Genomic DNA, 7,130 nt, shown 5'->3' on the forward strand with positions numbered 1-7,130 from the left:
TGGCTTCCTCGGCGCCGGCCTGCTCGGCATGCTGTTCGGCGGCGGCCTGTTCGGCGGCCTCGGCGGCCTGTCCTCGATCCTGGGCCTGATCATCCAGATCGTGCTGGTGGTGCTGGTGGTGCGGCTGGCAATGTCCTGGTGGCAGCGCCGTCACACGCCGCAGGCGGCTTATGCCAATGCCGACTCAGGCGCAGCTTCCGGACCGCAGCCGAACCAGCGCAGCGGCCTCGGTGGCGGACTTGGTGGCTTCGGCTTTGGCGCCAACGCCAACAACGCGCCGCTCGAGATCAAGCCGGACGATTACGAATCGTTCGAGCGCCTGCTCGGCGATATCCAGGCCGCCTGGTCGAACGAGGACGTGGCCAAGCTGCACACGCTCGCGACGCCGGAGATGGTCTCCTATTTCGAGCAGGACCTCGCCCAGAACCGCGCGCGCAACGTCGTCAACAAGGTGACCGACGTCAAGCTTCTGCAGGGCGACCTCGCCGAAGCCTGGCGCGAAGGCGAGACCGACTACGCCACGGTGGCGCTGCGCTTTGCGCTCACCGACAAGACGCTGGAGCGCAACAGCGGCACGGTCGTCGCCGGCAGCGAGCAGCCGGGCGAAGTCACCGAGGTCTGGACGTTTGCCCGGCGGCCCGGCAACGGCTGGGAATTGTCGGCGATCCAGCAGACCAACTGATCGCTCGCGGAATGTGAAACCAAGGCGTCGTGCTTCCGCACGGCGCCTTTTTCTTTTCGGCGTCTGGTATCGCCGCATCGGAATAAGCAGGCGCGGCTCGGGTTGAATCAGGCGGCCAACGACAAGCACAACGGGAGGACAACGTGATCCGCATCGAGAGAACCGTGACGATTTCAGGCCTTGCGCTCGCAATGGCCTTGCTGGCGACGCCATCGGCGCAAGCGCAGTCGGCCGACATGACGTTCTTCGTGACCTCCAGCGGTCCGGGCAAGGGCGCCGATCTCGGCGGGCTCGAGGGAGCCGACGCACAATGCCAGAAGCTTGCGCAGGCCGGCGGCGCCGGCACCAAGACCTGGCGCGCCTATCTCTCGACGCAGGCCGCCGACGGCAAACCGGCCGTCAATGCCAAGGACCGCATCGGCAAGGGACCGTGGCAGAACGCCAAGGGCACGGTGATTGCCAAGGATGTTGCCGAACTGCACGGCGCGGCCAACAACCTCACCAAGCAGACGGCGCTCAGTGAGAAAGGGGAGGTCATCAACGGCGCCGGCGATACGCCGAACCGGCACGACGTCCTGACGGGAACGCAACCCGACGGCACCGCGTTCGCGGCCGGTGACGACAAGACCTGCAAGAACTGGACGTCGAGCACGCAAGGCGCCGCGGTCGTCGGCCATGCCGATCGGCGAGGTCTGCGCGACGACGAACCGTCGAAGTCCTGGAATAGCTCGCATCCCTCGCGCGGTCCCGAGGGCGGCTGCTCGCAGGCCGATCTGAAGAGCACCGGCGGCGACGGCTTGCTGTATTGTTTTGCCGCGAATTGAGTTAAGGGCGCGAAGCTCTTTCCGCTCGTCATTGCGAGGAGCGAAGCGACGAAGCAATCCAGAGTCTTTCCGCAGAGGCAGTCTGGATTGCTTCGCTTGCGCTCGCAATGACGAGCGGGTTGCGCGAACGCTCCGTCTCACTCTGACGGAACCCCGAGCCGCATGCTACATTGGTCCGTACGCGTTCACGTTCACGGACCTCTCTCATGAAATACGAGCTCTACTACTGGCCCGAGATCCAGGGCCGCGGCGAATACGTGCGGCTGGCGCTGGAGGAGGCGGGAGCCGCTTATGCGGACGTCGCGCGTGGAGCGCGCGGGACGGCTGCGATGATGAAGATGATGGACGCGAAAAAGGGTACGACGCCCTTTGCGCCGCCGTTCCTGAAAGCGGGCAAGCTCGTCATCGGCCAGACCGCCAATATCCTGCTCTATCTCGGCGCCCGTCATGGGCTCGCGCCCAAGACGGAGGCCGGCCGGCTCTGGGTGCACCAGCTTCAGCTCACCATCACCGACCTCGTGGTCGAAATCCACGACACCCATCATCCGCTCGGGCCCTCGCTCTATTACGAGGACCAGAAGCCGCCGGCGAAGAAGCGCACCGCCGATTTCTGGAGCGAGCGCGTGCCGAAATATCTCGGCTATTTCGAGCAGCTTCTCAACGAGAATGGCGGCGCCTATGTCACCGGCCGCAGGCTGACCTATGTCGATCTGTCGTTGTTCCAGATCGTCGCGGGGCTGCGCTATGCCTTCCCCAAGCGCATGACGGCGTTCGAGACAGACATTCCGGGCCTCGTCAGCCTGCATGATCGGGTCGCTGCGCGGCCGAACATCAAGGCCTATCGGGAAAGCCGGCGCCGCATTCCCTTCAACGAGCAGGGCATTTTTCGCCGCTATCGCGAGTTGGATGGCTAGAGCGTTTTCGAGCGAAGTGGATACCGGTTCGCGTCAAGAAAACGCGAAGACAAGAAACTCTAGCCGGTCCGGAGGGAGGCTGGCGGCAGCCCCCGTTCCGGACCGGCCGCTTCGGGCGCGATCAATCGCCCGAGCGCATCGTGGCCGGCGCGCGCTTGCGAACGCTGCGGCGCAGACCGATTGTTTGAATCATCGCGGACGGGAGAGAGGTCATGCTCCTCGGGGCAGGGGGGCTTGCAGAACATCGTCGTCTCCCGTTGCGTCGGTGCGGGTTCCTCTAGCGAGGTTCACTTGCTGCGACGTCAGTCGATCGGAGGAGGCGGCGCGATTTTCTGTGAGGTGCACGGGAGAGCGGGGCGCTCTCACCAGACGCCTGGCACCAGGCGATAGCGCACTCGTGCGGCGTAGTCGGCATAGCCCTGCAGGCCCTCGCGCAAGGTGCGTTCCTCTATGCCGATGCGGATCGCGAACAAGAGGACCAGCATCGGGACCATCAGAAGTCCCCACCACGAGCCCAGCAGCAGCGGCACGCCGGCAAAGAACAGGATCATGCCGCTATACATGGGATGACGCACATGGGCGTAGGGGCCGCTCGAGATCACGCGCTGCGCGCGCTCGGCTTGCAGCTTCACCACGGGGGCAGCGAACGAGTTCTCGCGGAACACCCAGAGTGTGAACAGCGTCGAGAGCAGGAACAGCGCGAAGCCGACTGCCTGCAACGCGACCGGCATGTCGGACCATTGCATGCGCCGGTCGACGCCTATCAGCACCAGCCAGGCCAGCATCGCAACGACGAAGACGCTCATGAACACCTTATCCGCGGCGGGCTGGTCCTTCTGCAGGACCGGCCGCAGACGCTCGGCGAGCAACGCCGGATCGATCCGGTAGAGCCACCAGCCGCAGAGCGGGCCGAGCAGGATACATGTTGCGAGGAACACCCAGGCCGAGGGCCAGCGCAAGGTCCCTGCGGATGCGAACAGCAGCGCGCCCATCGCGATGGTGGTGATCGTGTTCTGCAGCAGCAGTTTGGCGATCATTGTCGATCTTGTTCTATCCCACGCCGGTGCATTGATCGCATTTGTTTCCGGCAAACATGCGGCCGGGGCGCGACAGCGATTGCGGTCAGACCTTGATCGATGGCGTAAAGGCCGCCACGAGCCGAACCAGATCCGCTTGTCGTTGGGTTCCCGTCTTGGCGAAGGTCCGGGCGAGATGGGTCTTGATCGTCGTTTCGGCGAGGCCCATGCTTCTGGCCACGTCAGGAACCCCGCCGATCTCGACAATGGACAGGAAGACGCGCAGCTCGGCGTCAGTGTGCCCGAAAGGGGAAATTGCCGAGGCGTGGCGGAATGTGCGGAACGCTGAGGCAGGCCGGGTGCAGCAGGGAATGCGGAGAGCCAGTGCAACGTTCGCGCAAGCGCGACCAGCCGCGCGCCCGTGGCGACGCCTAAGATCGTGTTCGGCAAACGGCAGTCTTGCGATCATGCGGCAGGGCCCCGGGGCGCGCATGATATTGATCTCGCTACCCGGCAACGATGCGGCCGGACGCGCAACAGGCCGGATCGACCGAATTGGGCGATCCGTCTTCGAAAGGATCGATCAGGCGAGCTGATCGATCCGCGTGCCCTGACCCGGCGGCAGCGGCGCGGGCGGCTGCGGCTTGTAGGTCGGGTCGGCGTCCTTGGTCTTGGTCTGATCGTCCTGCTGCTTGGTCGTGTCGTAGCTCGGAACCACGATCGCGATCGGCGGCGGCGCAACGGTAGAAACCTTCATCCGCAAATCCTCACACATGGAAGCAATTCAACCTGCGCTGCGAGGAGCGAAAATTCCTTCAAGGCAATCGTTAAAATGCGAGGGATCTGGTCAGGTGAGGTGCGCTGTGATTGCTCCTCATCCACGCTGTATGAGGGCGATCCACGAACCTCTCCTCGTCATTGCGAGGAGCGGTTGCGACGAAGCAATCCAGAATCCATCCGCGGAGAGATTTCTGGATTGCTTCGCTTCGCTCGCAATGACGGAGTCCTTGGCGAGCTGCGTCGCGCCACACGTGCACGGTATCCGCAGCAAGAACGACGGCGGTCCCCGGCCTATTCGTCCTTGCCGCGCGTGATGGCGATCGACGCATCCTTCTTGGTGCGGGTGCATTCCATGTTGAGCCGCCGATAGCGCATGCTGATCTTGTCGCCGCGCAACAGGCCCATCCGCTTCAGGCAGCGCGTTGCGCCCGTCGTGGTGTCGTCCTTCGTCACGGTGAAGACGATCGCCGCCATCGACCCGACCAGCGCATAAAACTCCGGCGTGGGCTTGCGATCACCTTTGGCATAGAGCTCGATGGAATATTTGTCGCCGCGGCAGCCGACGGACAGCTCCTTGGCCGCCGGGTGCGTCAGATAGACGGTGTTCGCGGCCCGGAAATTCACCTTGAGCCGATCGACCTGGTTCGCCAGCTCCTTGGCGCTGTCGTCGCAGCGGTCGGCGCGCGCGGGCGAGGCGAGGGTCACAAGGCCGGTGATGGCGGCGGCGACCAGGATCGCGCCGCGGACGTTCAGTTTCAATGTCATGATGAAAAGCCCCTTAGGGCGCGCATTCAACCGTCGTCGGGCGCGAAGCGCAAGGGTCGGGCCTGGCCTTTCCACGTGCTGCGCCAATGCCTTCCCAGGCCCTGGCCGCCCTCTCTCATGCGTACCGGTCCCTTCCTTTTCCGTCCAAAATGGGCTTAGAACGCTTCTACGCGAGGGCCCGCGCGTGGCCCCAAACCCCGAGATTCGCCCCATGAACGCTCCCACCGCCTTTCCCGACCCGTCCAAGCCCGTTCCGCCCTACAAGCACACCCCGCTGTTCCCGCTGGGCAAGGACGAGACGCCCTACAAGAAGATCACGGCCGAGGGCGTGCGGGTCGAGAAGGTCCTGGGCAAGGACATGCTGGTGGTGTCGCGCGAGGCGCTGCGCGCGCTGTCGGAGGCGGCTTTCGGCGACATCAATCATTACCTGCGGCCGGGCCACCTGAAGCAGCTCCGCGCCATCCTGGAGGACGGCGAGGCGAGCCCCAACGACAAGTTTGTCGCGCTGGACTTTTTGAAGAACGCCAACATCGCCGCCGGCGGCGTGCTGCCGATGTGCCAGGACACCGGCACCGCGATCATCATGGGCAAGAAGGGCTGCAACGTCATCACCGACGGCGACGACGAGGCGGCGCTGTCGGAAGGTGCGCGCGATGCTTACCTGCGCCGCAATCTGCGCTATTCGCAAGTGGCGCCGCTCTCGATGTACGAGGAGAAGAACACCGCCAACAACATGCCGGCGCAATGCGAGATCTACGCCGAGGGCGATGACGCCTACAAGTTCATGTTCATGGCCAAGGGCGGCGGCTCCGCCAACAAGAGCTTCCTGTTTCAAGCTACGCCCTCGGTCTTGACCAAGGACCGGCTGCTTGCCTTCCTGAAGGAGAAGATCCTCACCCTCGGCACCGCAGCGTGCCCGCCCTATCACCTCGCCATCGTGATCGGCGGCACCTCGGCGGAGCTGTGCATGAAGACGGTGAAGCTCGCCTCCGCGCGCTATCTCGATGCGCTGCCGACCCACGGCTCGCCCGACGGCAACGCTTTCCGTGACGTCGAGATGGAGAAGGAAATCCACAAGATGACGCAGTCGCTCGGCGTCGGCGCGCAGTTCGGCGGCAAATATTTCTGCCACGACGTGCGCGTGATCCGCATGCCGCGTCACGGCGCATCGCTCCCGATCGGGCTTGGCGTGTCCTGCTCGGCCGACCGTCAGGTGCTCGGCAAGATCACAAAGGACGGCGTCTATCTTGAAGAGCTCGAGCACAACCCGGCGCAATATCTGCCTGAGGTCGAAGAGGCCCTCGGCGGCGAGGTCGTCAAGATCGACCTCAACCAGCCGATGAAGGACATCCTGGCGACGTTCTCGAAGCATCCGATCAAGACGCGCGTCTCGATGACCGGCACCATGATCGTCGCGCGCGATAGCGCCCACGCCAAGCTGCGCGAGCGGCTGGAGAGGGGCGAGCCGCTGCCGGACTATTTCAAGAACCATCCGGTCTACTACGCCGGTCCCGCCAAGACGCCCGAGGGCTACGCCTCCGGCGCGTTCGGTCCGACCACTGCGGGCCGCATGGATTCCTTCGTCGACCAGTTCCAGGCTGGCGGCGGCTCCATGGTGATGGTGGCCAAGGGCAACCGTGCCCCCGCCGTGCGCGAGGCCTGCAAGAAGTACGGCGGCTTCTATCTCGGCTCGATCGGCGGCGCCGCGGCGAACCTCGCCGAGCACTGCATCAAGAAGGTCGAGGTGCTCGAATATCCCGAGCTCGGCATGGAAGCGATCTGGCGCATCGAAGTCGTCGACTTCCCGGCGTTCATCATCGTCGACGACAAGGGGAACGACTTCTTCAAGGAGTTGAATCTGGGCTGAGGCGGCGTGCCACTGATGCTGCGCTGCTGATCCGGGGTCCATCGTAGCGGCATGGGTCCCGGCTCTGCGCCGCGTCACTGCGTGCCGCGTCGCGTCCGGGACACGAGAGCGGGGCGTGATCGCTTTATTTCACTAACTGCAATTCGTGACCTGGTTGGAGCACAGCGAGCGCCACCAGCCGCGCACGCCGTCATGGCTCTCGACCAGGCCCCAATATCCGCTGCAGGCGAGAAGGCGCTTCGGCCCGCCGTCGCCGTCGATCGGGCCGCCGAGTTCGCGCTG

The 7,130-nt window shown here is 64.5% G+C and carries 7 protein-coding genes and 2 pseudogenes; 4 read left to right on the top strand and 5 right to left on the bottom strand.

What is annotated here, in order from left to right:
* The 3 genes from MOV75_RS21415 to MOV75_RS21425 all read left to right on the top strand — a co-directional run.
* Positions 1–682, top strand: a 682-nt coding sequence (locus MOV75_RS21415) for a Tim44 domain-containing protein (RefSeq protein WP_247006544.1), incomplete at its 5' end; no start/stop codon positions are given.
* A gap of 143 nt (positions 683–825) precedes the next feature.
* Complete coding sequence (locus tag MOV75_RS21420) at positions 826–1,506, top strand: lectin (protein WP_246929002.1); 681 nt, start codon at positions 826–828, stop codon at positions 1,504–1,506.
* Positions 1,507–1,712: 206 nt separating this feature from the next.
* Positions 1,713–2,420 carry a glutathione S-transferase gene (locus tag MOV75_RS21425; protein ID WP_246929004.1) on the top strand — a complete coding sequence of 236 codons (708 nt, stop codon included), beginning with the start codon at positions 1,713–1,715 and terminating at the stop codon, positions 2,418–2,420.
* A gap of 362 nt (positions 2,421–2,782) precedes the next feature.
* On the opposite strand, the gene MOV75_RS21430 is transcribed toward MOV75_RS21425, so the two are convergent.
* The 4 genes and pseudogenes from MOV75_RS21430 to MOV75_RS21445 all read right to left on the bottom strand — a co-directional run bounded on the left by MOV75_RS21430 (position 2,783) and on the right by MOV75_RS21445 (position 4,981).
* On the bottom strand, positions 2,783–3,457 hold the full coding sequence (locus MOV75_RS21430; protein WP_246929006.1) for an isoprenylcysteine carboxylmethyltransferase family protein: 675 nt from the start codon (positions 3,455–3,457) through the stop codon (positions 2,783–2,785).
* Positions 3,458–3,542: 85 nt separating this feature from the next.
* A pseudogene (locus MOV75_RS21435) lies at positions 3,543–3,734 on the bottom strand (helix-turn-helix transcriptional regulator); the annotation flags it as partial.
* Positions 3,735–4,019: 285 nt separating this feature from the next.
* The gene (locus MOV75_RS21440; protein ID WP_018321873.1) at positions 4,020–4,193 is read right to left on the bottom strand and encodes a hypothetical protein; all 174 of its coding nucleotides are present in this window, start codon (positions 4,191–4,193) and stop codon (positions 4,020–4,022) included.
* Between the two features lie 314 nt (positions 4,194–4,507).
* Entirely contained in the window at positions 4,508–4,981 is a 474-nt protein-coding gene (locus MOV75_RS21445; protein WP_246929008.1) for a hypothetical protein, read from the bottom strand.
* Positions 4,982–5,192: 211 nt separating this feature from the next.
* Here MOV75_RS21445 and MOV75_RS21450 point away from each other — a divergent pair, with 211 nt between their 5' ends.
* Positions 5,193–6,848, top strand: a complete 1,656-nt coding sequence (locus MOV75_RS21450) for a fumarate hydratase (protein ID WP_246929010.1) — start codon at positions 5,193–5,195, stop codon at positions 6,846–6,848.
* A 132-nt stretch (positions 6,849–6,980) separates the two neighbouring features.
* Here the strand turns inward: MOV75_RS21450 and MOV75_RS42730 are convergent.
* Positions 6,981–7,130, bottom strand: a pseudogene (locus MOV75_RS42730) (SH3 domain-containing protein); the annotation flags it as partial.

Origin of the sequence: Bradyrhizobium sp. PRIMUS42 (assembly GCF_023006515.1) — a bacterium.
Lineage (GTDB): Bacteria > Pseudomonadota > Alphaproteobacteria > Rhizobiales > Xanthobacteraceae > Bradyrhizobium.